Source organism: Mycobacterium riyadhense, from assembly GCF_963853645.1.
GTDB lineage: Bacteria > Actinomycetota > Actinomycetes > Mycobacteriales > Mycobacteriaceae > Mycobacterium > Mycobacterium riyadhense.
In genome coordinates this window covers 5,157,677-5,182,341 of record NZ_OY970456.1, presented here as the reverse complement: position 1 = coordinate 5,182,341, position 24,665 = coordinate 5,157,677, and the positions used below count along the sequence as shown (strand labels likewise).

The window sequence follows — 24,665 nt, the reverse complement described above, 5'->3', positions numbered from 1 at the left end:
CCATTATCTTTCGTCCGCTGGTACCACCGAGGTGATGCGGTGGATCGCGAACTCGCGCAGCCGCCCGGACGCCGAATCGAAGGCCATCAGCTGACCACCGCGGATGGTGATTGGCGAGACAACCCGCTGCGTGGCAACGCCGGCGGCGTCGAGGTAGCCGATCAATACGGTGGTCCGATCCCGCGCCGCGCGCTGCAACAGCGACATCGCAACGGCAGGATCGACGCGGATATTGCCGAACGGCGCGGCGGTCACCTTGCGCAGCACCGCGACGACCGCGTTGAGCGTCTCACTGCTTGGACGCGCCGGCGGGCGGTAGGGGCGGCGCTGCTGCGGGGCGGGCACCCGCGCCCCGCGGGGCCGGACATCGACGATGGCGCCGGTGGAGTCCTCGGCAGCCGGAGCCAAGCCCGCGGTGCGCAACGCGGCGAGCACTTCGGATATCGGCGCGGGGGAGACGGCCACCGTCGGCGCCAAGGTACGCAGTGCAAGCCCTTCGGCGGCAGGGGCTGCGACCGCTTGCGCGAGCAGGGCCGGATCCTCGCACCGCACGAACGACGCGGCCATACCGATCCGAAGTTGCCCGTGCCGGCGTGCGGCATCGTCGATAAGATACGTAAGCCCTTGCGGCACCGGAGTTTTGGAATGGCCGGCGAAGAAGGATTGCATCCAGTCGCGGGTCTTGCCAATGTCAAGTGCGTGCCTGATCGACTGTTCGCTGACCCGGTACACCATCGCCGCGCCCGCCGATTCGACGGTGGCAACCGTGGCCAAGTCCTCGGCGAGGTCGCGATGCAGCGGCCCGGGCACCACGACGGTCAGGTCGGCCTGGACCAAAAAGTGGTCGATCGGTTTGGGCAATGCCCGCGTCATCGCATCGACCACGGCGCCGGGATCGGCGTTCTCGGCCAGCAGTACTCGGCCGGGCCTGCTGATCGCCCCGCGACCCACCAGACCCAGCATGTGACTTTCGGTCAGCAGATCCGCTACTGGTCCCGGCTGCAGCCGCCGGGCCCAGCGTGGCCGTCGCCAGATCAACGCCGCCGACGCCGAGTCCGCGTCGACACCGGCACCGGCGGGCAGCTCGGCAAGCGTGTCCAGTAGCAGCCTACGATCCAGCGGGGCTGCGGTTGAAAACAGCGAATCCGACAGGGCGCCATATGGTTTGGCGTCCGGACCGCGGCTGCCGATCAACGCCGGTCGGCCCGGTAGATCCAGCCAGGTGGTGGCCAATAGGTACCAGCGGTCGGCGGTGGCTATCGAGATGAACCGGTCGGCGGTCGCCGTCGGCGCCCAGTACGGCCCTTCTCCATAGAGTGGTTCGGGATCCGGCATGCCGCTGGCGATCAGTCCGGCCGCCGCGGCGAGTTCGAGGATCAGGCCCAGCCGGGGCTCGTCGATTCCGGTCACCTTGGACAGGCGCTTGATTTCGCGAACGCCCAGTCCGCCACTGCGTAGTTCGGCTACCGGTACGGCGCCGAGGTTTTCGAGCAGGACGTCGACCTCGCGTAGCAGGTCGATGACCGCGCCGGCCGCCGAGGCATCCACGTCGTCGGGTGTGGTGGTGGACACCACCGGGTCGGGCGCTGTCAGCTGCATCGGCCCGGGGTGTTCACCACGCAGCACCTGCCCGACGAGGCGGGGCAAGATCACGGTTTCGGCATCGACGCGTCGCAGCAGGCCCGTCGCCAGCAGCCGCGGCACGGGCCGGTCCGCCGGCGCGCCGGGTGCCGCGTCTCGGGTGCGTCCCATCGGGGATCCTTCGAGCAACTTCTGCAGCACGTCGCGCTGCGGTTGGTCCAGCTCGTCGATCGCGGCGGCGATCTCGTCCCGAGTGTGCGAACGCTCTTCGAGCGTGACCTGGCCCGCATGCCACGGCAACGCCGTGGCCGTGTCGGCGGGCACCCGGACCGCGGTTTCGCCCCAAACCAGGGCGCGTAGCTTCAGGTCATCCAGCGCCGCGATCACGTCAGACTGGGGCGCGTTATCACCTATCAATGCCAGCAGCTTGGCGACTGGCACCGGCTCGCTATCTGCGTGCAGCACCAGCGAGGCGTCGAGCACACCCAACCGCAGAAAGTCGAGCTCGTCGGTCGCGGCCTTGACCGACTGGCGGGCCTGTGCGCGCGCGGCGAGCGCGGAGATACTGCCGGGTGGCGGCTGCGCAAGGTCTGGTCGCAGCTCCAGCAGCAGGATCAGCCGTTCATCGGGCAAATCGGCCAGCCAGGATCCCAGTGGGATGTCCGGCGTGTGTTCGGTCATTGCTGATCAGCGTAGGCCCGACCGACGGCCTTGCGCCGCGGGTGGGTGGGCGACCTGTCAGAATGGTTCCCGTGGCTGACATCGCTGAAGGCAAGGCGCGCAAGAACAACAAGTATGTGGACAACGGTTGGCCGACCACCGACCCGGACGACCATGCGGTGAGCGAACTGGTGACCGACCGCACGGGTGCCTTATCACCCTTTGGTGAAATGGTGTTTCCGGTCTCCGCCGACGACTTGCCCTACGTCCACCCGGTGACGGTCGTTAACCGGTAGGCGCCGGGATGGCCAGGTCAGACGCGTTGTCGCACCTGGACGAGCAGGGAGCGGCGCACATGGTCGACGTCTCGGAGAAGGGAGCCACCAGGCGCACCGCGGTTGCCGCGGGCGCCTTGCGTACCACGGGGCAGGTGGTGGCGTTGATCTCGACCGGCGGCCTTCCCAAAGGCGATGCCCTGGCTACCGCACGGGTGGCGGGCATTTTGGCGGCCAAACGCACCAGCGACCTGATTCCGCTCTGCCATCAGCTCGCGCTCACCGGGATCGACGTCGATTTCACCGTCGGCGAGTCGGATATCGAGATCACCGCGACGGTGCGAAGCACCGATCGAACGGGGGTCGAGATGGAAGCGCTCACCGCAGTCAGCGTGGCCGCCCTGACCTTGTACGACATGATCAAAGCGGTCGACCCAGCCGCGCACATCGACGACATTCGGGTGCTCCGCAAAGAAGGTGGCCGCGGTGGAAGCTGGGTGCGGCAGTGACCACCCAGCGTGCCCGATCTGCCCGCATCGTCATTGCCTCTACCCGCGCCTCGGAGGGTGTGTACACCGATCAATGTGGGCCCATTATTTCTGAATGGCTTGAGCAACATGGGTTTTCGTCTGTCGAGGCGCGGGTAGTCGCCGACGGGAACCCGGTAGGCGAGGCGCTGCACGACGCGCTTGACGACAGCGTCGATGTGATCATTACGTCCGGTGGCACTGGCATCTCGCACACCGATACGACCCCAGAACAGACCGTGGCGGTGCTGGACTACATCATCCCGGGGCTGGCCGACGCGATTCGCCGCTCCGGTCTGCCGAAGGTGCCGACATCGGTGCTGTCCCGTGGGGTGTGCGGCGTGTCCGGCCGGACCCTGATCGTCAATTTGCCCGGTTCACCCGGCGGTGTTCGCGACGGCCTCGCGGTGCTTGCCGATGTGCTCGACCATGCGCTCGACCAGCTTGCCGGGGAAGATCACCAGCGATGACGCGCGCCGACGACGATGCAGTGGGGGTACCTCCCGCTTGCGGGGGCCGCAGCGATGAGGTGGGGGTACCACCCGCTTGCGGGGGAGAGTGGCGCTGATGACGTCCGTCGTGCGCGCACAGCTGACCGAGGAGCCGATATCTCTGGCCGAGCACGAGGAGTTGGTGAGCCATCAGGCCGCTGGAGCGGTTGTCGGGTTCGTCGGAATGATCCGCGACCACGACGGCGGACGCTGGGTGTCCCGACTGGAGTATTCCGCGCACCCGTCGGCCGCACAGGTCCTTGCTGACGTGGTGGCCGAGGTTGCCGCCGAATCTAGCGGGGTGCGTGCTGTGGCGGCCAGCCACCGCATCGGGCTCCTGCAGATCGGGGAGGCGGCCCTGGTGGCGGCGGTTGCCGCCGATCATCGTCGGGCGGCCTTTGCTACCTGCGAGCAGCTCGTCGACACCATCAAGGAGCGACTGCCGGTGTGGAAGCACCAGTTTTTCGACGATGGGTCCGACGAATGGGTGGGTTCGGCCTGACCTGCGGCGTCAGCTCATGACGTACGGCTGCGCGAGCGCGTCGAGCGCGTCGTTGCCGCTGACGTCTTGCGCCCGGATCGCCTCCCACAGCTTCTTGGTGTAGGCGACATCGGCGACCTGGTGGATTTCCACGGGCGCGGTGGCGACATCGCCGGGCGGGGGCACGTCCGCCGGCTGTGCGGCTGGGTCGGGCAGTTGCGTTCCGGCATCAACGACCGCGGGTGCCGGGGCGGGCTGCTGGTCGGCCGGAGCAGGCTGCTGGTCAACCGGAGCGGGCGGAACCACATCCGCGGGAGGCACGGGTGGCAGGTCGGCCGGAGCCGGGGGCAGGTCTTCCGGCGGCGCGGGAGGCGCAAAGTCGGCGGGGGCAGGGGCCAAGTCGGCGGGGGCCGGCGGCAGGTCTGCGGGCGGCGGTAGCTCGGCGGGAGCTGGCGGCAGGTCTGCGGGCGGGGCCAAGTCGGCGGGGGCCGGCGGCAGGTCTGCGGGCGGCGGTAGCTCGGCGGGAGCTGGCGGCAGGTCTGCGGGTGGCGCCGAGTCGGCGGGGGCCGGCGGCAGGTCGGCCGGCGGGGGTAGCTCGGCGGGAGCTGGCGGCAGGTCGGCCGGCGGGGGTAGCTCGGCGGGAGCTGGCACGTCGTTGCTGGCAAGTTCCACCGCGGGAGCCGGCTCAGCGGGCGCGGGATCCGCGGGCGGCGGCGCGTCGGCGAGCGGGGCCGGCTCGCCGTTAACTTCGGGCGCATCCAGCGGCCCGTCTAGCGCTGCCGGAGCCGGGACTTCGCGCGGGGTGGCCGCCGACAGCCCATGACCGCACACCGGCCAGGCGCCGCGACCCTGGGTCGCCAGCACTCGCTCGGCGACCGCGATCTGCTGCTCTCTGGTGGCCAGCTGGGCAGACGGGGCGAACTCGCCGCCGCCATGCGATGCCCAGGTGCCTTGGGTGAATTGCACGCCGCCGTAGAAGCCGTTGCCGGTGTTGATCGACCAGTTACCGCCCGACTCGCAACGGGCTACCGCGTCCCATTCGTAGTCAGTGGCCGCGTTGGCGTGGCCGGCGAGGGCCATGCTGCCGATGCTGCCGCCGCCGAGCACCGCGCCGGTAAATGCAACCTTGGCGACGCTGACGCTCGAGGTGGTGGGCTTACGGTGACGTCCACTCATAACTCTTTGAATTCCTCTCTGTACACGCCTACGAGGTCAGCTGTCGGGTTCGGGTTGGATTCGAACTAGAGAGGTCACCCGGCCAACGTCGTACTTCGGTGAACGACTTCGGCTTCACCCCAAGGGGCCATGGCTGGCCCCGGTCCGATCTCGGCGGACCTGGTGGGTCCCCCGCCTCCATCCGCGGTTGGAATCCCTCTGCCTATCGGATGGAGCTCGGCGCGTTATAGGGAGGGAGGTAAGTCACTCAGGGTTGGGCTGACTTGCCTCCCGAGACGGTAGCGGCTTACGCCGGTCCCGTCACTGGGCAGAAATGTTGTGTTCGCCACCCGGTCACTGCACAAAATGCCCGAGATTCTCGGTGTTTGCGCAGCTCATAGCACTCGAAATCGAAGCGTGGCCGGGTTGTTATCTTTTCGTTACGTGAGATATTTCACAGCGCTTTACCCACCCGCGAAGGGGGGTAGTACATCAAGCGTGTCGCCGGCGAATAACGCTGTGGCGTCATCTCGGACGGCAATCCCGTCGCAAAGGTAGGAGCAGCGGCTCAACACTGTCGCAAGCCGAGCACTCCGGGTGGTGAGATCTTTGATCAACTCGGCCACGGTGGTGCCGGGCCGCAGCGTCACCGTTTCCGACTCAACGCCGGCCGCCGCCCGCGCAGCCGCGAAATAGCGGACGGTCACTTGAATTCCGTCCGATTGGTCGGACACTTGGGCCTGTGGGTTAACCACCGATGGCGCTCATCGGGCGGTCGGGCTGAATGAAATTCGGGTCGTTGATGCCGTGACCGGCAGGCTTGCGCCACATCGCGGCGCGCCATGCGGCCTCGATCTGGCCGTCGTCAGCCCCGCCGCGCAGCAGACCGCGAAGGTCGATCTCCTCGGTGGAGAACAGGCAGCTGCGGATCTGGCCGTCGGCAGTCAGCCGCGTGCGATCGCACGTCGAGCAGAAGGCGTGCGACACCGAGGCAATGACCCCGAATTTTCCGCTCGGTGTGGCTGGGCTCGCGTCGACATGCCAGAGTTCGGCCGGCGCGGAGCCGCGCGGCGCCTGGTCAGGCCGCAGCCGGAAGTGCGGCCGCAGCGCGGCCAGGACGTCGTCGGCGCTCAGTGCCGCGTTGCGACGCCACTGATGCCCCGCATCGAGCGGCATCTGCTCGATTACCCGCAATTGGTAACCGTGCTGGAGGCAGAATCGCAACAGCTCGACGACGTCTTCGCGGCCGCTGATGGGGTCCAGCACGGCGTTCACCTTGACGGGCGCCAGCCCTGCTTCCTTGGCTGCAGCCAGTCCGGCCAGCACGTCGGGGAGCCGGTCCCGACGGGTGATGGCCGCGAAGTGGGCGCGGTTCACGCTGTCGAGCGACACGTTGACTCGGTCCAGGCCCGCTGCTGCCAGAGTTGTTGCCCGCCGTGCCAGCCCCAACCCGTTGGTGGTCAGCGAAATTTCTGGGCGGGGCTTCAGGGAGGCCGCCGCCGCGATCACCGCTTCGAGGTGGCGGGCCAACAATGGTTCACCGCCGGTAAATCTCACGCTGGTCGTGCCGAGTCGGGTGACGGCGATGCGCATCAGCCTGGCTAGTTCGTCGAGGCGTAGCAGTTGTTCGCCAGGAAGCCAGTCCAGGCCTTCTTCGGGCATGCAGTAGCTGCAGCGCAGATTGCAGCGGTCGGTCAGTGACACTCGCAGATCCGTTGCGATCCGTCCGAAGGTGTCCAGCAAGGGACCCTCCGAGGGTGGTGCTTGGTTCGAGATGACGGGGTCGCCGGCCCTACGCACCGTCGGTACGCCCAGCGCGGTCAGCGTCATGAGGCCACCCGTTCGAATCGGGCCGGCGAGCCGGCAGTAACAGGAACGATCTGCTTGCCCAGCGGCACCAGCGACACCGGAATCATTTTGAGGTTAGCCAGCGCCAGCGGAATGCCGATGATGGTGATCGCCATTGCTGCCGCGCTCAGCAAATGTCCGATTGCCAGCCAGATGCCGAACAGCACCACCCAGATGATGTTGCCGATCAGGGCGCCGGTCCCGGCAGTCGGCTTTTCGACAATCGCGCGCCCGAACGGCCACAACGCGTATGACGCGATGCGAAGCGCCGCGAAGCCGAAGGGGATGGTGACGATGAGCAGGAAGCAGACCAGCGCCGCAACCAGGTACCCGAGCGCCAACCAGAGGCCACCGAAAACCAGCCAGACAACGTTCAGGACTAGGCGCATATCTCCTCCAGGCGGTAGTGCCAGCCTACCGAGTAACCGATAAACGGGGGTGCTTGCCGGCGAGCCACCCGAGTAGGATCTGAGATCGTCATCGCGCCCTGCGCAGGCGGGGCGCGTCTTCTGTTGCCCCCAAGTGACTCGTTAGACAAGCAGGTGAGACCAGTGCCGACTGGCAAGGTGAAGTGGTACGACTCCGACAAGGGGTTCGGCTTCCTGTCGCAAGAGGACGGCGAGGACGTCTACGTCCGGTCCTCGGCATTGCCCGCGGGTGTCGACGGGCTCAAAGCGGGGCAGCGCGTGGAGTTCGGCGTCGCTTCCGGTCGCCGCGGACCGCAGGCATTGAGCCTCAAGCTGATTGATCCGCCGCCCAGCCTTTCGAGGAGTCGCCGTGAGGCGCCCGTCGAGCACAAGCACAGCCCCGATGAGCTGCACGGCATGGTCGAGGACATGATCACGTTGCTCGAGAGCGCGGTGCAGCCGGAACTGCGCAAGGGCCGCTACCCGGACCGTAAAACGGCCCGTCGAGTTTCCGAGGTGGTCAAGGCGGTGGCGCGGGAACTCGACGCGTAGGAGTGCGGGTACGGACGCTCACCAGCGGCTCGGCCACCGGTAACGCCTATCCCTTGTGGGCCGCCTCGAGCACGGTCGGTCAGCCGGGTTGGCCGGGCTGGCCGGCGATGCCCTGGGTGCCGCCGATGCCGGGGCTGCCATCGGTGGTTTTCCCGTCGCCGGCAGTCCCGCCGGCGCCGGCCGCACCTGCGGCGCCGCCCGCACCGGCCGCGCCGCCGGCACCAACGCCGCCGTCGGTACCCACCTGGCCGAAGAGCAATCCGCGGGACCCGCCCTTGCCGCCGAGTGCACCGGGGGCGCCGCCGTTGCCGCCGTCGCCGCCGTTGCCGCCGCTGCCGCCGTTGTTGCCATTGCCGCCAATCCCTTGGCCGGGACCATTGTTGGTGCCGGAACCGCCGGCACCTCCTGCACCGCCGGCACCGCCGGCACCGCCCGCACCGCCCGCACCGGCCGTGCCGCCCGCGCCACCGGCGCCGCCGTTGCCGACGAGCATGCCGCTAGCACCGCCGTCACCGCCCTGGCCTCCGATACCACCGTTGCCGCCGGTGCCGAGGGCAGTGGCGCCGGCACCGCCTACACCGCCATCGCCCCCAAACGCCGTGCGCTGAGGGCTAGGGCTATCGCTGTTGCCGCCGCCACCGTCGCCACCGGCGCCACCGGCGCCACCCGGGGCACCGGTACCGCCGGCACCACCAGTTCCGCCCGCACCGCCGACGCCGCCGTCGCCGACCAGTAACCCGGCACGGCCACCGGCACCGCCGGTTCCGCCAGCACCGCCGGTGCCGCCAGAAATGGCGCTGTCCTGGCCGTTGCCGCCAGCACCGCCGTTACCGGCCTCAGCGTTACTTGGGGAATTGGTGCCCGCGTGGGCCTCTCCGCCTTTGCCGCCGGTCCCCCCCGCGCCGCCTGCGGCCTCGGCATTGCCGCCCGCCCCACCGGCACCTCCTACGGCGGCGTTACCGGTGGAATCGGCATTGCCGCCGGCGCCGCCGGCGCCGCCATAGGCGCCGTCGCCCCCGATGCCGCCCTCACCGCCAATGGCGTCACCGCCACCGGTCGAGGTGGCGTTCCCGCCGCGCCCGCCCTCGCCGCCGGTCGTCGTGGCGTCGCCGGCATCGCCGGGGCCGCCCTTTCCGCCAACGGCGGTGGCACCTGAGGTGGTCTTGTCGGCGCCCACCGTGCCGGTTCCGGCCGTACCCGTTGGGTTGGGGTTGACGCCGTCTGCCCCGGCTGCCCCGGTGCCGCCCTGCCCGCCGGCACCACCGGAACCGAACAGGTACGCGTTGCCGCCGGCACCTCCATACGCCCCGGTGCCGCCGTTGATGCCCGCCACCCCCGTCCCTCCGAGCCCGCCGGCCCCACCATTGCCGTACAACCACCCACCGTTGCCACCGGTGCCGCCGATCGCGCCGGCTCCTCCGGCGCCTCCGACCCCGCCGTTGCCGATCAACCCCGCGCTGCCACCGGCGCCACCGGCCTGGCCGATCCCGCCGGACCCGCCGTTGCCGCCGTTGCCGTACAGCAAGCCGCCGTCCCCGCCGGCCTGTCCCGTCCCCGCCGCCCCATCTGCGCCGTTGCCGATCAGCGGGCGCCCCAGCAGTGCCTGCGTGGGCGCATTTATGACGTTCAATGCTTGCTGCAGCGGGGAGGCGTTAGCGGCCTCGGCGATCGCATACGCGCTCGCGCCAGCGTTTACGGCCTGCATAAACCGCTGATGAAACGCCACCGCTTGGGTGCTGAGCGTCTGATAGGCCTGGGCGTGCCCGGAAAACAGCGACGCCACGGCCGCCGACACCTCGTCGGTACCGGCGGCCAGCACCCTGGTAGTCGGGGCCAGCGCGGCTGCGTTGGCTACGCTTAACGCTGACCCGATCTTCTGCAAATCAGTTGCCGCCGCAGCGACTATCTCCGGGACCGCCACCACGTACGACATCGCTGTCCTCCTACCAGGTCGTCATTGACCGATCGGCAGTTACAAACGGTATCGCTATCACGACTGGACGTCATCAGATTCACCCAATCTGTGGAGAGAAACCCCGTTAGCCCGCGTGCGACTATGGCTTCGCTACCGGCGGGTAGCATTCGGGCAGGCACCGGGTACTCCACCCTCGATGTGATTCGTTAGTCAGGAGGCGGCGATGGCACAGCAAGCGCAGGTCACCGAGGAGCAAGCAAGAGCCCTTGCCGAAGAATCCCGCGAACGTGGTTGGGATAAACCATCTTTCGCCAAGGAACTGTTCCTCGGCCGGTTTCCGTTGGACTTGATCCACCCGTTCCCCAGACCGTCGAGCGCCGAAGAGGCTCGCATCGCAGAGTTTCTCGACAGGCTGCGGGAATTTCTCGACAGCATTGATGGCAGCGTCATCGAGCGTGACGCCCAGATTCCCGATGAGTATGTGAAGGGCTTTGCCGAGCTGGGCTGCTTCGGCATAAAAATCCCGTCCGAGTACGGCGGCCTGGACATGTCCCAAGTTGCGTACAACCGAGCCCTGATGATGGTTTCGTCCGTTCATCCCAGTCTCGGCGCGTTGCTGTCGGCCCACCAGTCGATCGGGGTACCGGAACCACTCAAGCTTGCCGGGAGCCCGGAGCAGAAGCGGAAGTTCTTGCCGCGCTGTGCCGCCGGCGCCATTTCAGCGTTTCTGCTCACCGAACCGGACGTGGGTTCCGACCCGGCGCGCCTGGCCTCCACGGCGACACCTGTCGATGACGGGAAGGCTTATGAGCTAGAGGGCGTGAAGTTGTGGACCACCAATGGCGTGGTCGCCGAACTGTTGGTCGTCATGGCCCGAGTGCCCAAGAGCGAGGGGCATCGCGGGGGAATCAGCGCATTCGTTGTCGAGGCCGATTCACCCGGGATCACCGTGGAGCGGCGCAACAAGTTCATGGGACTGCGCGGCATCGAAAACGGGGTGACCAGGCTGCACCGTGTTCGAGTCCCCGCCGAAAACCTGATCGGCCGCGAAGGCGATGGCCTGAAGATCGCGCTGACCACACTCAACGCCGGACGGCTGGCCTTACCGGCGGTCGTCATCGGGTCCTCCAAGTGGTCGCTGAAGATAGCCCGGGAATGGTCCCGGGAGCGAGTGCAGTGGGGAAAGCCGGTCGGCAAACATGAGGCGATTTCCAGCAAGCTCGCCTTCATAGCCGCCACCACGTACGCGCTCGATGCGGTGCTCGAACTGGCCGGTCAGATGGCCGACGAGGGGCGCAACGACATCCGGATCGAGGCGGCGTTGGCCAAGTTGTGGTGCAGCGAGATGGGCGATGTGATCGTCGACGAACTGTTGCAGATCCGCGGTGGCCGCGGCTACGAGACCGCGGAGTCCCTTGCTGCACGTGGGGAGCGCGCAGTGCCGGTGGAGCAGGCGATGCGGGACCTGCGGATCAACCGCATCTTCGAAGGATCCAGCGAAATCATGCGGCTGCTCATCGCGCGGGAAGCAGTTGACGCTCATTTGACCGCCGCCGGTGACCTTGCGAACCCCAGAGCCGATCTGCGACAGAAGGCCGCAGCGGCGGCCGGGGCGAGCGGTTTTTATGCAAAGTGGTTGCCGAAACTGGTTTTTGGGGAAGGCCAGCGACCCACGTCGTACCGTGAGTTCGGCGCACTGGCGACGCATCTACGATTTGTCGAACGCTCGTCACGCAAGTTGGCCCGCAACACCTTCTACGGGATGGCGCGCTGGCAAGCCGGTCTGGAGCAAAAGCAAGGATTCCTTGGGCGCATCGTCGATATCGGTGCGGAGCTGTTCGCCATGTCCGCGGTATGTGTGCGCGCCGAGGCGCAGCGAGTTGCCGATCCGGCGGAGGGCAAACAGGCATACGAACTGGCCGAGGCGTTCTGCCAGCAGGCCACCCTGCGGGTCGAGGCACTGTTCCACGCCTTGTGGACCAACACCGACGGCATCGACCGCCGGTTGGCAAGCGATGTTCTGGAAGGCCGCTACACCTGGCTAGAGCAGGGAATTATCGATCAGTCAGAGGGCACCGGACCGTGGATTGCGCACTGGGAACCGGGGCCGTCCACCGAGACAAATCTGGCCCGGCGGTTTCTGAGTTCTTAACGGCATTGTGCCGAGAGTAAGGCAGATATGGCCTCGTATGTCGCCGGAACGGGCGAGTTCACCCGCGATACCAACTACATCGGCACCCGCATCACCGCCGATGGACGCGACGGTTATCCGGTAGAGCCGGGCCGTTATCGGCTTATCGTTGCCCGTGCGTGTCCGTGGGCCAACCGCACGATCATTGTGCGGCGGTTGCTGGGTCTGGAACATGTTCTCTCCATTGGGTATTGCGGCCCTACCCATGACGAGCGCAGCTGGACGTTCGACCTTGACCCGGGGGGTGTCGACCCGGTGCTCAAGATCCCGCGGCTGCAAGACGCTTACTTCAAGCGCTTTCCGGACTACCCGAAAGGGATTACCGTCCCGGCGATCGTCGACATCCCAACCGGCGCGGTGGTCACCAACGATTTCGCGCAGATGACCCTGGATTTCTCCACCGAGTGGACCGCATACCAGCGCGACGGCGCGCCGCAGCTGTACCCCGAAGGGTTGCGGGCCGAGATTGACGAGGTGTCCGCACGGATCTACACCGAAATCAACAATGGGGTGTACCGGTGCGGTTTTGCCGGGTCACAGGAGGCTTATGAAGCGGCGTATGACCGGCTATTCGCCGCGTTGGATTGGGTGAGCGATCGCCTGGCGACCCAGCGATACCTGGTGGGCGACACCATCACGGAGGCCGATGTGCGGCTGTTCACCACGCTGGCCCGCTTCGATCCGGTGTACCACGGGCATTTCAAGTGCAATCGGTCCAAGCTCAGCGAGATGCCAGTGTTGTCGGCTTACGCCCGCGACCTATTCCAGACGCCGGGGTTCGGGGACACCGTCGACTTCGTACAGATCAAGCAGCACTACTACGTGGTGCATTCGGATATCAATCCCACCCGCATTGTGCCCAAGGGGCCCGACCTCGCTGGCTGGTTAGCGCCCCATGGACGGGAGGCCTTGGGCGGCAGGCCGTTCGGTGACGGTACCCCGCCCGGGCCGCCGGTCGAGGACGAACGGGTGCCGGCCGCCCACGGCGCGTAAGCTGTCGGCGCGGAGATAATCGGCCAGCGTCGAGTTGTTGGGCGAAATCACCCCGTTGGCGCTCAACAACTCCACGTTCGGTGGGTCAGTGGGGGCAACCCGCGGCCAGCAGGGCGCGACGAACACGTGTGACGACGACGTCGTGCCGATTCCGGAGCATGTCGGCGCTGACCCGGATGATGATCCAGCCGCGGGCCTCGAGTTCGGCCAATCGATCGATGTCGCGGGTTCGCCGTGCGGCATCGGTCCAGTGTTGCGCGCCGTCGAACTCAACGCCGACCCTCCATTCCGCCCAACCCATGTCGATCCTGGCCAATACCCCACCCCAGTCGTTGAGCACCTCGATCTGGGTCTGGGGCCGTGGCAAGCCGGCGCCGATGAGTACCAGACGGGTTCGCGTCTCATAGGGTGATTCGGCGCCTCCGTCGACTAGTGGCAGTGCCTGCCGTAACTGCACCAACCCACGAGCACCCCGATGGCGGTCAGCCAATAGTTCGACGTCGGCAACCTTCACCTCCGTGGCTCGGGTCAGGGCGTCCAATCGAATCACCGCTGTAGTCAATCCCTTTCGTCGTCCAAGGTCGAATGCCGTGCGGGCCGGCGTGGTAACCCGAATCCCGTCGCGCACGCAGACTTCGTCATCGCCGAGGGCGTCGCTGTGCAAGATGATGCCGGGTGTCTTGTCGCGACTTCGTCGGTTGAGTTCGGCCGGCAGCCAGTCGTCGATCCATGCCGTGCGGTGAAGTGCTGCGGCTGACAGGCCCGCCACGGTCGCGGTTCGCCCCGACCACAGCCATGCGGCAACCGCCCGGGTTACAGCGGTGAGCTTTTGTCCGCGGGGGATGTACACATTGCGATGAACCATGTCGAAGTCGGTCCGCAATCGATGCGGCGTGACGACTCCCGCTGCTAGCGCGTCGGTGCCTCGGAATGGCCAGTTAAGGGTCTCCATGCCCGATACGGTGCCCGCCGGTACCGACATGCTTGGTCGAGCGTCGACTTGTTGAGCAAAAACATGGCCACATTGCCCAACAACTCCACGCTCGGCAGCTTATTTAAAAGATAAGGCGCACTGACCATTCCGCGTGCGGCACGTCACGTAGTTCACCCGCGGAGTCGACTACCAACGTCAGCAACTGCACGACTATCCCGGTCAGTCGGCCGCGCTGCGGGTCGACGGTTGGGATGGTCACCGCCAGGCGGCTGTTGGGCCGAAATAGCGTGGTCGTTGTGTTGGTGGGGTCTTCGTACACCTTCAGCAGCCGCCAGGGCGCCCGCGAAATCGTCTCCGGTACCGAAAGTTGGACCGGGTAACGTTCGCTAAACGGAAGTTCGCCCTGTGCTTGGGGTGTCTGACAGTCATCGAGGTTGAGCACGTTGCAGTAGAGGTACGGCCCGACCCGGGTCAGGTGTCCATGCAAATACGCACTGATTTCCGGTCGTTGCGGACCGGGCTCACGAACCAATAGCCATGTGCCGACCCCCGCTCCGATCGACAGCAGTACTACCACGACCGCGATCAGCACGGCCACACCGCGTTTCACTGAGGCATCGCTCCCGCTGCTGAAGCGCCAAGGCGCCGGCCCTCCTGTTCGACCATCACGGGGCGATTGCCTCCGAGGCCGGGGATCAATGAGTGACCCCGGAAGCTGACGATCGTTTGCGCTAGGCCCAAGATCAGCAGCGCGCTGACCGCAGTGAAACCGACCCACAACTCCGTGTACACCAACACCCCGAGCGCGCCCCCGAGCACCCACGCCAGCTGCAAGGTCGACTCCGAACGCCCGAACCCTGATGCCCGCGATTCCTCAGGCAGATCGTGTTGTAACGAGGCGTCCAACGATGCCTTCGCAATTGCGCTGGACCCCGAGGTAATCAGAGTGGCAATCGCGGCAACCAGCAGGTTGCCGGCCACAGCGGCCGCCAACGCCAACACGGTTACCACCACTGTGCAGCGCACCACCAATACCGCCGGCCTGCCCAGTTTGAGGCGTGCGCTGGTGAAGTTGCCGGCGAAGTTTCCGATTGCGGCAGCGGCGCCGATGATCCCCAGCATGGCGAGCTGAACCCATCCGTCGGCGTCGTGCGCCTTGGCGACAAAGGCCGGATAGAGGAACAGAAAGCCAACCATCACCTTGATCGTGCAGTTACCCCACAATGAGGTAATAATGTTGCGGCCCAACGGTTGCCGTAGCCTGCCGCCGACCTTTTTGACTTCCTTGAGTTCCTCCGGCCACCGTCGCCGCAGCGGGTCGCTATCCCGGTGGTAGCTCAACGTGGCCGGAACCTCACCGGTTGTCACTTCAACCCAGCGCGGAATACGCATCGACAGCAAGGCGCCCACGATCGTGATCGCGACGACGACGAACAGCGCGCCCGGGAGCTGCAACAAGTGTGTGCAGGCAAACTCGACACCAGCCGCAACGGCACCTCCGGCGATGGTGCCGCCGAGCAGACCAAACACGGTGAGCCGGGAGTTGACCCGGACCAAGTCGATCGTTGGCGGCATCACCCTCGGCGTCACGGCGCTGCGCAACACGCTGAATGACTTCGAGAACACCATCATCGCCAACGCACATGGATAGAGCACCCACGACGGGAAGCTGCCGGTAGCGCCGTCGTAGTTGATAATCAACACCAATGCCAACGCGGTGCGAAGCGCGAACGACAGTGCCAGCGCGACCCGCCGGCCGTGCTGCAGCTTGTCCAGCGCCGGACCGATAAGCGGCGCGATCACGGCGAACGGTGCGATGGTGATCAGCAGGTAGAGAGCGACCTTGGACTTGCTCTCCCCACTGGCCGCCGCGAAGAACAGCGTGTTGGCCAGCGCGACGGCCATTGCGGAGTCGACCGCGAAATTCGCCATCACCGGCCACGTCAGCGCGGTCAGTCCGGACTTGTCGGCGCCGTCGGCGGTGGCGGCGCGCTGAACCATCCAGTACATGCGGGAACCCATTTCGCGGCTGCGCATCGCCGCGGCCCGGGTGACGGTGATCCGTTCCCCGTTGTTGACACCACGCGGCGGCGGTGGGGGTGCGCCGCCCCGTTCGGGTTCCGGCTGCTGGCCCAGCGGCGGCAGGTAGCGGTTGGCGCTGGGCATCGGTGGGGGCCGGCGCGCGCGGCGAAAGTCGGAGTCGTTGGCCGGGTAATTGGCCATTCCGGGGTGCTCATTGAGCGATCCGCTTCGGGTCCGGCGGCCCGGGGGTGGGGCCATGCGGCCCGGATGATCACGCCGCCGTCCAGACACGATTCAATTCTGTCCTATGCCGCCTTCTCGCGTTGGCAACCGGGTGTGGCCCGTCCACCGTGTCTTCCGGCAGTATTGGATACGCATTGCAGAGGAGGGGACAGCGTGACCGGACCCAATGAGGAATCCGCCGTGACGACCGTAGCCGAGTGGCCCGAAGGGTTGGCGGCGGTGCTCACGGGTGCGGTCGAGGCGGCCAGGGCGGCTGTCGCGGAGTTCAGTGGCCCGGAGGCGGTCGGCGACTACTTGGGCGTCAGCTATGAGGACCCGAACACCGCGACCCACAGGTTTCTGGCGCATCTACCGGGCTACCAGGGATGGCAGTGGGCCGTCGTTGTCGCCACCTATTCCGGCTCTGACCACGCCACGATCAGCGAGGTGGTGCTGATTCCCGGCCCGACGGCCCTGCTGGCGCCCGAATGGGTGCCGTGGGAGAAGCGGATTCAGCCGGGTGACTTGAGCCCAGGGGACTTGCTAGCGCCGGCAAAGGACGACCCGCGGCTAGTTCCGGGCTACACCAGCAGTGGTGACGCGCAGGTTGACGAGACCGCTGCCGAAGTAGGGCTGGGCCGGCGCTGGGTGATGAGTGCCTGGGGTCGCGCTCAGGCAGCCGAGCGTTGGCACGACGGCGACTATGGTCCCGACTCACCGATGGCGCGGTCCACCAAGCGAGTGTGCCGCGACTGCGGTTTCTTTCTGCCGCTGGCCGGATCGCTGGGCGCGATGTTCGGGGTGTGCGGCAACGAACTGTCGGCCGACGGCCATGTCGTCGACAAGTACTACGGCTGTGGTGCGCACTCCGACACTCCTGCCCCGGCGGGCATCGGCTCGCCCACGTATGAGCCGTACGACGACGGCGTGCTCGACGTCATGGCGAAGCCGGTTCCAGAGACTCCCGCCTAGTCCTTCGCGGTTCCACCGAAGAAGTGCGTTCAAGTTCGAGAACGCGCTGTCGCAATCGTTCGCCCTGCCGGATTTATTTCGGGTCCAGATAGGTTTCGAGTCCGTCTTGCGCGCCACGTGCACCACGGCGGGCAGCGGCGAGTTGCCACACAAAGATGCCCGTGCCGAGCAGCCCCGTTCCGAGCCCGGCGACCGTCACCGGACGCCAATTCTCCAGGCTGGGTACCAAGAACGCGGCGGCCGTGGCAGCCAGCCAACCCAAAGCCCCAACCACGATGACCGGCCACACCTCGAGCAGGACGGCCGGCAGCGGTGGCGCGGGGCTTTGGTCGGGTTCGGCGCTCATCGCGTTCAACATAGCGGGCGGCGGGCAACTCGCAGAACGCAACATGGCCGACCGGAGGCAAGCCGCTGGCGGGAGAGAAGTTCGTCGTTTGCCGGTTCTGACCGCGAGTCCTGAGGTTCCGATGTAACCTCGCGCTGTGCCTGACAGCGACGCGCGGCTGGCCAGCGATTTGTCGCTGGCGGTTATGCGGTTGGCCCGGCAACTGCGGTTTCGGAATCCGTCATCGCCGGTGTCGCTGTCGCAGCTGTCGGCGCTGACGACGTTGGCCAACGAGGGTGCGATGACGCCCGGCGCGTTGGCAATCCGGGAACGGGTCCGTCCGCCATCGATGACCCGGGTGATCGCCTCCCTGGCCGACATGGGTTTCGTAGACCGCGCGCCGCACCCTGTCGACGGTCGGCAGGTGCTGGTCTCGGTGTCCGAATCCGGCGCCGAGTTGGTCAGGGCGGCCCGGCGCGCGCGCCAGGAATGGTTGGCCGAGCGGTTGGCCACGCTGGACAGCGGACAACGCGACGTCCTGCGCAACGCTGCCGACCTGATCTCGGCCTTGGTCGACGAAAGCCCGTGAGTGCCGTTGAGGATGTCAGCGATCCCGACGATCCGCGGCTGGACAATTTTCGCGACCTGAACAGCGTCGACCGTCGTCCCGACCTCCCGACCGGAAAGGCCTTGGTGATCGCCGAGGGCGTGCTTGTCGTACAGCGCATGCTGGCCTCTCGATTCACCCCGCTGGCCTTCCTGGGTACCGACCGCAGGCTCAGCGAGCTCAAGAACGACCTGGCCGGCGTCACCAGCCCCTACTATCGGGCGTCCGCAGACGTCATGGCGCAGGTGATCGGGTTTCATCTCAACCGCGGCGTGCTGGCCGCCGCACGTCGGGTGCCAGAGCCCAGCGTCGCTCAGGTGGTCGACGGCGCCCGCACCGTCGCGGTGCTCGAAGGAGTAAACGACCATGAGAACCTGGGCTCGATCTTCCGCAACGCGGCGGGCCTGGGTGTCGACGCGGTGGTGTTCGGGAGCGGCTGTGCGGATCCCCTCTACCGCCGCGCGGTCCGGGTCTCCATGGGTCACGCCCTGCTGGTCCCGTATGCACGGACCACAGACTGGCCCGCCGACCTTGTGATGCTGAAAGACAGTGGCTTCCGGCTGTTGGCGATGACTCCACAAGGTGACGCCTGCGCGCTGGCCGAGGTGATGGACGCGATACGCGACGAGCGGATTGCGTTGCTGGTGGGCGCCGAGGGCCCCGGGCTGACGACGGCTGCACTGCGGATCAGCGACATGCGGGTGCGGATCCCGATGTCGCGAGGTACCGACTCCCTCAACGTCGCGACTGCGGCGGCGCTGGCGTTCTACGAGCGGAATAGGCTTGCGTCGTGAGCGACGAGTCCGTGCCCTGGGCAACGGGTTTGACGGTTGCCGGGTTCGTGGCCGCCGTTACCGGAACCGCGGTTGTGGTGTTGAGTCTCGGGCTGGTCCGAGTGCATCCGCTGTTGGCGGTGGGGCTCAACGTGGTGGCGGCCGGAGGATTGGCGCCGACCCTGTGGGGCTGGCGGCGCACCCCCGTGCTGCGCTGGTTTGTGCTGGGTAGCGGCGTAGGTGTGGCGGCCGGGTGGCTGATACTGCTAGCGCTGGCCGCCTGAGCGAACCCCGAGCAGCACATCCTCCCAGGCGGGAATGGCCGGCTTGCCCCGTCGGCTGCTGACCGGCGGTTCGGCCGGCGGCGGGGGTGGTGCCGGCCTCGCGGGTTCCTGCACGGCATCGAAGGCGAGGTGGGCCACCGGCGCCAGCGGCCGCAGCGGTGTTTTGAAGTCTGGGTCGATCAGCTCACTGGCCGCGTCGTCGATCGCGGTGGCGGTGCCGCCGTGCGCGCCCGGCGTGAAGCGGAAATGTGCGACGTTGTCGGAACGGCCGGCCTTCCAGGCCAGCTGCACCGTCCAGCGCCCGTCTTCGTTGCGCCAGGCATCCCAGCCGAGGTTGTCGGGGTTAAGGCCACGCTTTACCAATGCTGTAGTGACCGTCTCTAGCAGCGTCAGCACGGACGGGCCGTCGGCCAAAACCGGGTGGGCCGCCGTCGCCAACTCGGCCGCGCGCGAGCGTTCCAGCAACACCGGGTGGGCGAACCGCTGGATGCGCGCGATGGCCGAACCCGAGGCGGCGGCGACCTGCTCGACGGACGCGCCGGCGCGGATTCGTGCCTGAATTTCCTTGGGGCTCAACATGTTAGTCACTTGCATGTCGAGCGGCGGTTGTTCTGGCGGCGGTGCCTCGCCACGCAAGGCGGCCCGTAGCCGATCATCGGCCGGGAGCCTGAACCTCTCGGCTGGGTTGGCACCTTCGCAGATGATGTATTTGCCGTCGGCGTCGAGCCCAACTGCTTTGAGTTCCCGCATGGCTTCTCCTCGCAGGCTCCGTGCAGGTCAGCACTGGACCTGATACGTGCGCACTCTAGTGGGCTAAGCCCCGTTAACCTCGTTGACACGCGGAGGCGGCCACGCGCTTCGTTAGAGCCGCTCGACCACCCAGTCGACGCATGCGGTGAGCGCGCTGACGTCGTCGGGATCCACGGCGGGAAACATCGCGATCCGTAGCTGGTTGCGGCCGAGTTTGCGATACGGCTCGGTGTCGACTATGCCGTTAGCGCGCAAAGTCTTGGCCACGGCCGCAGCGTCCACCTCGTCGACGAAGTCGATGGTGCCGACCACTTGCGAGCGCAGCCCGGGGTCGGCGACGAACGGCGTGGTGTACGGGCGCTCGTGTGCCCACGCATACAACCGCTGCGACGAGTCCGCCGTGCGCTTGACCGCCCAGTCCAGCCCGCCGTTGCTCAACAGCCAGTCGACTTGCTCGGCCAGCAATATCAGGGTGCCGATCGCCGGTGTGTTGTACGTCTGGTCCTTCAGGCTGTTCTCGATCGCTATCGGCAGCGATAGGAAGTCGGGAACCCAGCGACCGGACGCGGCGATGGCCTCCACCCGGGCCAGCGCCGCCGGGCTCATGACGGCCAGCCAGAGGCCGCCATCGCTGGCGAAGTTCTTCTGCGGCGCGAAGTAGTAGGCGTCGACCTCGGCGATGTCGACTGGCAAACCACCGGCCCCGGAGGTGGCGTCGATGAGGACCAGCGCGCCCCCCGAGTCGGCCGGCCGGTGCACCGGCACCGAGACACCGGTCGACGTCTCGTTGTGTGCCCAGGCGATCACGTCGACGGACGGGTCGCTCTGCGGCTTCGGGGCGCTACCCGGATCCGACTTGACGATGATCGGGTCGCCGATGAACGGGTTCTTGGCGACGGCCGAGGCGAATTTCGAGCTGAACTCGCCGTAGGTCAGGTGCAGCGAGCGCTTGTCGATCAGCCCGAATGCCGCGGCATCCCAGAACGCTGTCGCGCCACCGTTGCCCAGGATGACCTCGTAGCCGTCGGGCACCGAAAAAAGCTCGGCCACCCCGCTGCGGACCCGGCCTACCAGATTCTTGACCGGCGCCTGGCGGTGCGACGTGCCGAACAAGGCCGCCGAGGTGGTGGCCAGGGCCTGCAGTTGCTCTGGACGGACCTTCGATGGTCCGCATCCGAAGCGGCCGTCGCGCGGTTTGAGGTGAGCGGGAATCTCGAGCTGGTCAGCCATGGCCATCAGGGTAGTGAGCAACCCTGCGACCTAGCTGAACGGCCCTTTGGGAGGGACCAGCGTGTGATCTGAGACACATGAAAGTGCGCATTTCCCGGTACCAGCGGTACCGTGTTCCATACACGCCCGAGACAAACCTCATTGAGGAGGCTGCTCATGGCTGCTGGGAAGGCCAGGACGCGCATGGTTCGGCGTTGGCGCCGCAACATGGAGGTGCTTGACGACGCCGAGTACGTGGAAACGCTCGCCACACTGTCCGAGGGGTCTGTGCGGCGAAACTTCAACCCGTACACCGATATCGATTGGGAGTCACCGGAGTTCGCTGTCACCGACAATGATCCCCGGTGGATCCTCCCGGCGACCGACCCGTTGGGCCGCCATCCCTGGTACCAAGCGCAGACGCAGGAACGCCAGATCGAGATCGGAAGGTGGCGCCAGGCCAACGTGGCCAAGGTGGGGCTGCACTTCGAATCCATCCTGATCCGTGGCCTGATGAACTACACGTTCTGGATGCCCAACGGCTCCCCGGAGTATCGGTACTGCCTGCACGAATGCGTCGAAGAGTGCAACCACACCATGATGTTCCAGGAGATGATCAACCGGATCGGCGCAGATGTTCCCGGGATGCCACGGCGGCTGCGCTGGATCTCACCGTTGATCCCGCTGGTGGCCGGGCCATTGCCGGTAGCGTTCTTCATTGGCGTACTCGCCGGCGAGGAGCCCATTGACCACACCCAGAAGCAGGTTCTCCGCGAAGGCAAGTCGCTGCATCCGATCATGGAGCGGGTGATGGCCATCCATGTGGCCGAAGAAGCGCGACACATTTCGTTCGCTCACGAGTACCTACGCAAGCGGTTACCGAATCTGACTCGGACGCAGCGGTTCTGGATCTCGCTGTACTTTCCGCTGACCATGCGGAGTTTGTGCAATGCCATCTTGATTCCGCCCAAGGCATTCTGGGAAGAATTCGACATCCCGCGTGAGGTCAAGAAGGAACTGTTCTTCCGGTCGCCGGAATCGCGAAAGTGGTTGCGCGACATGTTCGCCGACGTCCGCATGCTCGCCTACGACACCGGCTTGATGCAGGGCCGACTTGCCCGGCTGATGTGGCGGATCTGCAAGATCGACGGTAAGCCGTCACGTTACCGCAGCGAGCCGCAACGTCAGCGCTTGGCGGCCGCGCCAGCAGCGTAATCCTTTATGCCACACGTTATTACACAGTCGTGCTGCAATGACGGGTCCTGCGTCTTCGCTTGCCCGGTGAATTGCATCCACCCGACTCCGGACGAGCCGGGCTTCGCGACCTCGGAAATGCTCTATATCGACCCGCTGGCCTGTGTGGACTGCGGTGCCTGCGTGAGTGCCTGCCCGGTTGGCGCGATCGCACCCGACAGCAGGTTGGATTCCAAACAGCTGCCGTTCGTTGAGATCAACGCCTCGTACTACCCAAAGCGGCCCGCCGACGTGAAGCTACCGCCGACCTCGAAATTGGCCCCGGTGATTCCGGCCGCCGAAGTCCATGCGCATGGCGACCCGCTGACGGTGGCCATTGTCGGCTCCGGGCCCGCAGCGATGTATGCCGCCGATGAGTTGCTGGTCCAGCATGGCGTGCGGGTCAACGTGTTTGAGAAGCTGCCCACGCCCTATGGGCTGGTGCGTGCCGGGGTTGCGCCGGATCACCAGAACACCAAGAAGGTCACCCAACTGTTCGACCGCGTCGCAGGGCATCGGCGCTTCCGGTTCTACCTCAACGTCGAGATAGGGAAGCACCTGAGCCACGCGGAACTGTTGAGTCACCATCACGCCGTGCTGTACGCGGTGGGTGCGCCCGATGACCGCCGGCTCGATATCGCGGGTATGGGTCTCCCGGGTGCCTGGACCGCCACAGAATTGGTCGCGTGGATCAACGGACACCCCGAATTCACCGATCTGCCTATCGATCTCGGCCACGAACGCGTCGTGATCATCGGTAATGGCAACGTCGCCCTCGATGTGGCGCGTGTGCTCACCGCGGACCCCGACGACCTCGCCCACACCGACATCGCCGACCACGCGTTGCGGGCGCTGCGCGGCTCGGCGATCCGCGAGGTGGTGATCGCGGCCCGGCGTAGTCTTGCCCACTCGGCGTTCACCCTGCCCGAGTTGATCGGACTCACGGGCGCGTCCGACGTAGTACTCGACGCCGTCGATCACCAGCGGGTGCTCGACGACCTTACGTCCGCTTCCGACTCGGTGACCAGGAACAAGCTGCAGGTCTTGAGCAGCCTGGGCATTGCCGGTGAGGGGGTCTCGCCGCCCTCATCGCGCCCGCGGATCCGGCTTGCATATCAGCTCACGCCGCAACGCGTCCTCGGTCAGCAACGGGTAAGCGCCGTGGAGTTCTCGGTCACCGGTACCGATGAGGTGCGCCGGCTCGACGCCGGCCTCGCACTGACGTCGATTGGCTACCGCGGCAAGCCGATCCCCGATCTCCCGTTCGACGAAGCGGCGGCGGTGGTCCCCAACGATGGCGGTCGGGTTGTCGACCCGGCCACCGGCCGGCCGGTGCCTGGCGCGTACGTCGCCGGCTGGATCAAGCGCGGGCCGACAGGGTTCATCGGCACGAACAAGTCGTGCTCTTGCCAAACCGTTCAGACTCTTGTTGCCGACTTCAATGCGGGCAAGCTGACCGCTCCGGTGGCCCAACCGGCGGAGCTTAAGGAGCTGGTGCACGCTCGCCAGCCCGACGTGGTCGACGCCGCCGGATGGTGCGCCATCAACGCCGCCGAGGTGGCGCGCGGCCGTGACGAGGGCCGCCCGCGCAACAAGTTCACCAACGCTGCCGAGATGCTCGCGGCAGCGGCTACCGCAGCGCAGGCGCCGCCGCTGGGACGGCGCCTACTGGCCCGGTTGAGTGAGCGGATCGCGGGTTAGCTGCTGGCCTGCGCAGCCATGGCCGCTTGGATTTCCTCCATGCTGACCTCGCGCACCGGCTGTCCCAACGACCAGTGGTGGCCGAACGGATCTTCGAGCACCCCGTAGCGGTCGCCCCAGAACTGGTCCTCCAACGCCGCCACCACGGTGGCGCCGGCGTCCAGGGCACGCTGGAACTTCGCGTCGACGTCAGTGACCGTCAGGTGGATGGTGACTGGAGTTCCGCCCAACGACCGCGGAGTCATCGACTTGCCGCCGCACATCTCGGGGAAGTCGTCGTTGAGCATGACTGTGAAGCCGTTGATGCGCACCGCGGCGTGGATCAGCTTGCCATCGGGACCGGGCACCCGCCCCAGTTCCTCAGCGCCGAACGCCTTGACGTAGAAGTCGATGGCGGCGGCGGCGTCGCCAACGACGAGGTGGGGGATCACTGCGGGTTCGACGTTGATCGCCATGACGGTCTCCTTACGGTTTGGTATCCCGGACGGGCTCACGAGTACTGACTACGGCGACGACGGAAAGTCATCGCCGCAAGGCCATTCAATCGCGGGGCACCG

General features: G+C 66.6%; 26 protein-coding genes, 1 pseudogene and 1 riboswitch. Of the genes and pseudogenes, 14 read left to right on the top strand and 13 right to left on the bottom strand.

Annotated elements, in window-relative coordinates:
• Window positions 1-3: 3 nt before the first annotated feature.
• Window positions 4-2,262, bottom strand: a complete 2,259-nt coding sequence (locus AADZ78_RS22725) for a helicase-associated domain-containing protein (RefSeq protein ID WP_085249064.1) — start codon at window positions 2,260-2,262, stop codon at window positions 4-6.
• Window positions 2,263-2,333: 71 nt separating this feature from the next.
• On the opposite strand from AADZ78_RS22725, the gene AADZ78_RS22720 reads away from it, so the two are divergent.
• The 5 genes and pseudogenes from AADZ78_RS22720 to AADZ78_RS22705 all read left to right on the top strand — a co-directional run bounded on the left by AADZ78_RS22720 (window position 2,334) and on the right by AADZ78_RS22705 (window position 4,036).
• Window positions 2,334-2,537 carry a hypothetical protein gene (locus tag AADZ78_RS22720; RefSeq protein WP_139828519.1) on the top strand — a complete coding sequence of 68 codons (204 nt, stop codon included), beginning with the start codon at window positions 2,334-2,336 and terminating at the stop codon, window positions 2,535-2,537.
• Window positions 2,538-2,545: 8 nt separating this feature from the next.
• Entirely contained in the window at window positions 2,546-3,025 is a 480-nt protein-coding gene (gene moaC / locus AADZ78_RS22715; protein WP_085249063.1) for a cyclic pyranopterin monophosphate synthase MoaC, read from the top strand.
• A complete protein-coding gene (locus AADZ78_RS22710; RefSeq protein WP_169726228.1) occupies window positions 3,022-3,513 on the top strand; it encodes a MogA/MoaB family molybdenum cofactor biosynthesis protein in 492 nt (163 codons plus the stop codon). The genes moaC and AADZ78_RS22710 overlap by 4 nt, the downstream gene beginning before the upstream one ends.
• Window positions 3,510-3,609, top strand: a pseudogene (locus AADZ78_RS29275) (hypothetical protein); the annotation flags it as partial. The gene AADZ78_RS22710 and the pseudogene AADZ78_RS29275, both read left to right, overlap by 4 nt.
• Window position 3,610: 1 nt before the next feature.
• On the top strand, window positions 3,611-4,036 hold the full coding sequence (locus AADZ78_RS22705) for a molybdenum cofactor biosynthesis protein MoaE (RefSeq protein ID WP_085249079.1): 426 nt from the start codon (window positions 3,611-3,613) through the stop codon (window positions 4,034-4,036).
• A 9-nt stretch (window positions 4,037-4,045) separates the two neighbouring features.
• Here AADZ78_RS22705 and AADZ78_RS22700 read toward each other — a convergent pair whose 3' ends face one another.
• From AADZ78_RS22700 to AADZ78_RS22685, 4 genes are all read right to left on the bottom strand, one after another.
• Window positions 4,046-5,191, bottom strand: a complete 1,146-nt coding sequence (locus tag AADZ78_RS22700; protein WP_204903320.1) for a transglycosylase family protein — start codon at window positions 5,189-5,191, stop codon at window positions 4,046-4,048.
• A gap of 9 nt (window positions 5,192-5,200) precedes the next feature.
• Window positions 5,201-5,423: riboswitch (cyclic di-AMP (ydaO/yuaA leader) on the bottom strand.
• A 211-nt stretch (window positions 5,424-5,634) separates the two neighbouring features.
• Window positions 5,635-5,925, bottom strand: a complete 291-nt coding sequence (locus tag AADZ78_RS22695) for a MoaD/ThiS family protein (RefSeq protein ID WP_204080251.1) — start codon at window positions 5,923-5,925, stop codon at window positions 5,635-5,637.
• Window positions 5,918-7,000 (bottom strand): GTP 3',8-cyclase MoaA, encoded by a 1,083-nt coding sequence (gene moaA, locus AADZ78_RS22690; RefSeq protein WP_085249059.1) that lies wholly within the window; start codon window positions 6,998-7,000, stop codon window positions 5,918-5,920. The genes AADZ78_RS22695 and moaA overlap by 8 nt, the downstream gene beginning before the upstream one ends.
• Window positions 6,997-7,407: a YccF domain-containing protein gene (locus tag AADZ78_RS22685; protein ID WP_085249058.1), complete on the bottom strand. Its 411-nt coding sequence runs from the start codon at window positions 7,405-7,407 to the stop codon at window positions 6,997-6,999. Before AADZ78_RS22685 ends, moaA begins: the two co-directional genes overlap by 4 nt.
• Before the next feature lie 162 nt (window positions 7,408-7,569).
• Here AADZ78_RS22685 and AADZ78_RS22680 point away from each other — a divergent pair, with 162 nt between their 5' ends.
• Window positions 7,570-7,977: a cold-shock protein gene (locus tag AADZ78_RS22680; RefSeq protein WP_085249057.1), complete on the top strand. Its 408-nt coding sequence runs from the start codon at window positions 7,570-7,572 to the stop codon at window positions 7,975-7,977.
• A 79-nt stretch (window positions 7,978-8,056) separates the two neighbouring features.
• On the opposite strand, the gene AADZ78_RS22675 is transcribed toward AADZ78_RS22680, so the two are convergent.
• Complete coding sequence (locus tag AADZ78_RS22675) at window positions 8,057-9,910, bottom strand: PE family protein (RefSeq protein WP_204903321.1); 1,854 nt, start codon at window positions 9,908-9,910, stop codon at window positions 8,057-8,059.
• Window positions 9,911-10,115: 205 nt separating this feature from the next.
• Between AADZ78_RS22675 and AADZ78_RS22670 the strand changes: the two genes are divergently transcribed.
• Window positions 10,116-12,044 (top strand): acyl-CoA dehydrogenase family protein, encoded by a 1,929-nt coding sequence (locus tag AADZ78_RS22670; RefSeq protein WP_085249044.1) that lies wholly within the window; start codon window positions 10,116-10,118, stop codon window positions 12,042-12,044.
• A 27-nt stretch (window positions 12,045-12,071) separates the two neighbouring features.
• Window positions 12,072-13,076, top strand: a complete 1,005-nt coding sequence (locus AADZ78_RS22665; protein WP_085249043.1) for a glutathione S-transferase family protein — start codon at window positions 12,072-12,074, stop codon at window positions 13,074-13,076.
• A gap of 85 nt (window positions 13,077-13,161) precedes the next feature.
• Here the strand turns inward: AADZ78_RS22665 and AADZ78_RS22660 are convergent, their stop codons facing one another.
• From AADZ78_RS22660 to AADZ78_RS22650, 3 genes are all read right to left on the bottom strand, one after another.
• Window positions 13,162-14,028, bottom strand: coding sequence for a DUF559 domain-containing protein (locus AADZ78_RS22660; protein ID WP_085249052.1), 867 nt, complete (start codon window positions 14,026-14,028; stop codon window positions 13,162-13,164).
• A 103-nt stretch (window positions 14,029-14,131) separates the two neighbouring features.
• Window positions 14,132-14,620: a DUF2771 domain-containing protein gene (locus AADZ78_RS22655; protein WP_085249042.1), complete on the bottom strand. Its 489-nt coding sequence runs from the start codon at window positions 14,618-14,620 to the stop codon at window positions 14,132-14,134.
• Window positions 14,617-16,290, bottom strand: coding sequence for an MFS transporter (locus AADZ78_RS22650; RefSeq protein ID WP_139828517.1), 1,674 nt, complete (start codon window positions 16,288-16,290; stop codon window positions 14,617-14,619). Before AADZ78_RS22650 ends, AADZ78_RS22655 begins: the two co-directional genes overlap by 4 nt.
• Window positions 16,291-16,428: 138 nt before the next feature.
• Here AADZ78_RS22650 and AADZ78_RS22645 point away from each other — a divergent pair, with 138 nt between their 5' ends.
• The gene (locus AADZ78_RS22645; protein WP_139828514.1) at window positions 16,429-17,226 is read left to right on the top strand and encodes a DUF3027 domain-containing protein; all 798 of its coding nucleotides are present in this window, start codon (window positions 16,429-16,431) and stop codon (window positions 17,224-17,226) included.
• A gap of 73 nt (window positions 17,227-17,299) precedes the next feature.
• Here AADZ78_RS22645 and AADZ78_RS22640 read toward each other — a convergent pair whose 3' ends face one another.
• Window positions 17,300-17,572 (bottom strand): DUF2530 domain-containing protein, encoded by a 273-nt coding sequence (locus AADZ78_RS22640; RefSeq protein ID WP_085249051.1) that lies wholly within the window; start codon window positions 17,570-17,572, stop codon window positions 17,300-17,302.
• 136 nt (window positions 17,573-17,708) lie between these two features.
• On the opposite strand from AADZ78_RS22640, the gene AADZ78_RS22635 reads away from it, so the two are divergent.
• Genes AADZ78_RS22635 through AADZ78_RS22625 form a run of 3 tightly spaced genes read left to right on the top strand, consistent with a single transcriptional unit; the run spans window position 17,709 to window position 19,215 of the window.
• Window positions 17,709-18,140, top strand: coding sequence for a MarR family transcriptional regulator (locus AADZ78_RS22635; RefSeq protein ID WP_085249039.1), 432 nt, complete (start codon window positions 17,709-17,711; stop codon window positions 18,138-18,140).
• On the top strand, window positions 18,137-18,952 hold the full coding sequence (locus tag AADZ78_RS22630; protein ID WP_239656688.1) for a TrmH family RNA methyltransferase: 816 nt from the start codon (window positions 18,137-18,139) through the stop codon (window positions 18,950-18,952). Before AADZ78_RS22635 ends, AADZ78_RS22630 begins: the two co-directional genes overlap by 4 nt.
• A complete protein-coding gene (locus AADZ78_RS22625) occupies window positions 18,949-19,215 on the top strand; it encodes a DUF2537 domain-containing protein (protein WP_085249037.1) in 267 nt (88 codons plus the stop codon). Before AADZ78_RS22630 ends, AADZ78_RS22625 begins: the two co-directional genes overlap by 4 nt.
• On the opposite strand, the gene sepH is transcribed toward AADZ78_RS22625, so the two are convergent.
• Together sepH and serC are read right to left on the bottom strand one after the other, a co-directional pair.
• Complete coding sequence (gene sepH, locus AADZ78_RS22620) at window positions 19,198-19,965, bottom strand: septation protein SepH (RefSeq protein ID WP_085249036.1); 768 nt, start codon at window positions 19,963-19,965, stop codon at window positions 19,198-19,200. The two genes, AADZ78_RS22625 and sepH, sit on opposite strands and share 18 nt — an antisense overlap.
• Before the next feature lie 111 nt (window positions 19,966-20,076).
• Entirely contained in the window at window positions 20,077-21,195 is a 1,119-nt protein-coding gene (gene serC, locus AADZ78_RS22615) for a phosphoserine transaminase (RefSeq protein ID WP_139828513.1), read from the bottom strand.
• Window positions 21,196-21,351: 156 nt separating this feature from the next.
• Here serC and AADZ78_RS22610 point away from each other — a divergent pair, with 156 nt between their 5' ends.
• Window positions 21,352-22,389 carry an AurF N-oxygenase family protein gene (locus AADZ78_RS22610; protein WP_139828512.1) on the top strand — a complete coding sequence of 346 codons (1,038 nt, stop codon included), beginning with the start codon at window positions 21,352-21,354 and terminating at the stop codon, window positions 22,387-22,389.
• 6 nt (window positions 22,390-22,395) lie between these two features.
• Window positions 22,396-24,108 (top strand): FAD-dependent oxidoreductase, encoded by a 1,713-nt coding sequence (locus AADZ78_RS22605; protein ID WP_085249034.1) that lies wholly within the window; start codon window positions 22,396-22,398, stop codon window positions 24,106-24,108.
• Here the strand turns inward: AADZ78_RS22605 and AADZ78_RS22600 are convergent.
• Entirely contained in the window at window positions 24,105-24,563 is a 459-nt protein-coding gene (locus AADZ78_RS22600) for a VOC family protein (protein ID WP_085249033.1), read from the bottom strand. The genes AADZ78_RS22605 and AADZ78_RS22600 overlap by 4 nt on opposite strands.
• Window positions 24,564-24,665 lie beyond the last annotated feature (102 nt).